The following is a 3,478-nucleotide window of genomic DNA, read 5'->3' on the forward strand; positions in this document are numbered from 1 at the left end:
GGCCGTGTTCCCCGCGACCGGCCGGGACGACCTGCTGGCCGCGCTGCGGGCGCTCGCCGCCGGTACGCCGCAGGCCGGCACCGTGACCGGGCAGGCCACCGACCGGCAGGGCCTCGCCGTGCTCTTCTCCGGCCAGGGCGCGCAGCGCCCCGGCATGGGCCGCGACCTGTACGCGGCCTTCCCGGTGTTCGCCGCCGCGCTGGACGAGGTGTGCGGTCACCTCGACCCGCTGCTGCCGCGGCCGTTGAAGCCGGTGCTGTTCGGCGACGGTGACCTGCTGGACCGCACCGAGTTCACCCAGGCCGGCCTGTTCGCGGTCGAGGTGGCGCTGTTCCGCCTGGTCGAGTCGTTCGGGGTGACCCCGGACGCCGTCGGCGGCCACTCGATCGGTGAGATCACCGCCGCGTACGTGGCCGGGGTGCTGTCGCTGGCCGACGCGTGCGCGCTGGTCGCCGCGCGGGGCCGGTTGATGCAGGCGCTTCCCGACGGCGGCGGCATGCTCGCGGTCGCCGCGCCGGAACCCGAGGTGGCCGCGTCCATCGCCGACCGGGCGGACGTGGGCATCGCGGCGGTCAACGGCCCGACGTCGGTCGTGGTGTCCGGCCCGGCCGACGCGCTGACCGCGCTGGAGCACACCTGGCGCGACCGGGGCGTCCGGGTCCGCCGGTTGACCGTGTCGCACGCGTTCCACAGCCCGCTGATGGAGCCGATGCTCGCCGAGTTCCGCACCGTCCTGGCCGGACTGACGTTCAGCGCGCCGAGCCTCCCGGTCGTGTCCAACGTGACGGGTACGGTCGCCGACCCGGCGGAGCTGACCACCGTCGACTACTGGGTGCGGCACGTCCGCCAGGCGGTCCGCTACGCCGACGGGATCACCGCGTTGCGCGACGCCGGGGTGGACACGTTCCTGGAGATCGGGCCACAGAGCGTGCTCACGGCGCTGACCGCCGAGATCCTGCCCGAGGACGACGCCGTGCTGGCCGTGGCCGTGCAGCGCCGCGACCGGGACGAGACCGCCGCGCTGCTGGCCGGGCTGGCCGAGCTGCACGCGCACGGCGTACCCGTCGACTGGACGCCGTGGTTCACCGGCACCGACGCCACCCGGGTCGACCTGCCCACCTACGCGTTCCAGCACCAGCGCTACTGGCCCGAGGCGGGTGGCGGCTGGACCGGCGACGTCACCGCGGTCGGCCTGCGACCCGCCCGCCACCCCCTGCTCGGCGCCGCCGTCGGCGTCGCCCACGCCGAGGGCTTCCTGTTCACCGGTCGGCTGTCCCGGCGCACCCACCCCTGGATCGCCGACCACGTCGTGTTCGACACCGTGCTGCTGCCCGGCACCGGCTTCGTCGAACTCGCCCTCCAGGCCGGCGCGCACGTCGGCGCCGACCACGTCCGCGAGCTGACCCTCGAAGCGCCGCTGATCCTGCCCGAGACCGGTGGCGTGGACATCCAGCTCTGGATCGGCCCGGCCGACGAGACCGGTTGCCGGTCCGTCTCACTGCACTCCGCGCCCGACGACGAGCGCACCGACCGGGAGTCCGCCGACGGCGACCGGGCCTGGACCCGCAACGCCAGCGGCGTCCTCGCCGACGGCCCGGCCCGACCCGGCGTGCCCGGCTGGTCCGACCTGACCGCCTGGCCGCCGCCGGACGCCGTCGAGGTGCCCACCGACCAGCTCTACCCGCACCTCGCCGCCCAGGGCTACGACTACGGCCCGTCCTTCGTCGCGCTGCGTACCGCCTGGCGACGCGGCGACGACCTCTTCGCCGACCTGGTGCTGCCCGAGACGCCGGCCGGCGAGGCCGGCGGGTACGGCGTGCACCCGGCGCTGCTCGACGCCGCCCTGCACACGCTCGGCCTCACCAGCGCCGCCGGCGACCCCACCGGGCCCGGCCTGCCCCCCGGCCACGGACGGCTGCCGTTCTCCTGGAACGACATCGCGCTGCACGCCGCCGGGGCGGCCGCCGCCCGGGTACGGGTGCGGCACACCGGCGCCGACAGCGTCTCCCTGCTCCTCGCCGACGTCACCGGCGCCCCGATCGCTTCGGTCGGCTCACTCGTGCTGCGCCCGGTCACCGCCGACCAGCTCCGCAGCGCCGGCGGCGGCGGACCCGAGTCGCTGTACCGGGTGGACTGGACGCCGCTCGCCCTGCCCGCCGCGCCGTCGGCCGCCGCCTGGGCGGTCCTCGACACCGGCACCGGGCTCGCCGACGCGGTCGCCGCCACCGGGACGGCGGTCACCGCGTACCCCGGTCTCGGGGCCCTGACCGCCGCGCTGGACGACGGCGCCGACGCACCCGGCGTGCTTGTCGCGCCGTTCCTCGACCCGCCCGGCGGGCGCGAGGTGCCCCGGTGGGTCGCCGAGGTGACCCACCGGGCGCTCGACCTGCTCCAGAAGTTCCTCGCCGACGACCGGTACGACGCCACCCGCCTGGTCGTGCTCACCCGGGGCGCGGTCGCCACCGGCCCGGACGACGACCTCACCGACCTGGCCGGCGCCGCCGTCATCGGCCTGCTGCGTTCCGCCCAGTCGGAGAACCCCGGCCGCTTCGTGCTCGTCGACACCGACGACCCGGCCGGCGTCGCCGCCGCGCTCGTGCCGGCGCTGGACACCGACGAACCGCAGGTCGTCGTCCGGGCCGGCGTCGCCTCCGGCGCCCGGCTGACCCGGGTGCCCGCGCCCGCCGACCCGACCGGCACGCCGTTCGACGCCGACGGGACCGTGCTGGTCACCGGCGCCACCGGCACGCTCGGCCAGCTGATGAGCCGGCACCTGGTGACCCGTCACGGCGTGCGGCACCTGCTGCTCACCAGCCGGCGCGGCCGGGACGCCGCCGGCATCGGTGAGCTGTGCGCCGAGCTGACCGCGCTGGGCGCCACCGTGACGGTCGCCGCCTGCGACGTCGCCGACCGGGACGCGGTCGCCGCGCTGCTCGCCGACCTCCCCGCCGACCAGCCGCTCACCGCCGTGGTCCACGCCGCCGGGGTACGCGACGACGGCGTGATCTCCTCGCTCACCCCGGACCGGGTCGACGCGGTGCTGCGCCCGAAGGTCGACGCCGCCTGGCACCTGCACGAGCTGACCGCCGACCTCGGCCTCACCGCGTTCGTGTCGTACTCCTCGCTCGCCGCCACCGCCGGCGGCCCGGGCCAGGGCAACTACGCCGCCGCCAACGCGTTCCTCGACGGGCTCGCCCACCACCGCCGGGCCCGGGGACTGGCCGCGCTCACCCTGGCCTGGGGCCTGTGGGCCGACCGCAGCGGCATGACCACCGAGCTGGACGACGTCCACCTCAACCGGATCTCCCGCTCCGGTGTGTCCGCGATGGAGGCGGAGGAGGGTCTGGCGCTGTTCGACGCCGCCTGTCGGGTGCCGGCCGCCGCGCTGGTGCCGGCCCGCCTCGACCTGGCCGCCATGCGGGCCCAGTTCGCCGGCGCCGTCCCGCCGCTGTACCGGGCGCTGATCCGGGTCGGCCGG

At 76.9% G+C, this 3,478-nt stretch carries 1 protein-coding gene; it reads left to right on the top strand.

What is annotated here, in order from left to right:
* Positions 1-3,478 (top strand): SDR family NAD(P)-dependent oxidoreductase (locus HUW36_RS28395; RefSeq protein ID WP_174530935.1); only part of this gene is annotated, 3,478 nt, incomplete at both ends.

This window comes from Micromonospora maritima (genome assembly GCF_902825405.1).
Taxonomy (GTDB): domain Bacteria; phylum Actinomycetota; class Actinomycetes; order Mycobacteriales; family Micromonosporaceae; genus Micromonospora; species Micromonospora maritima.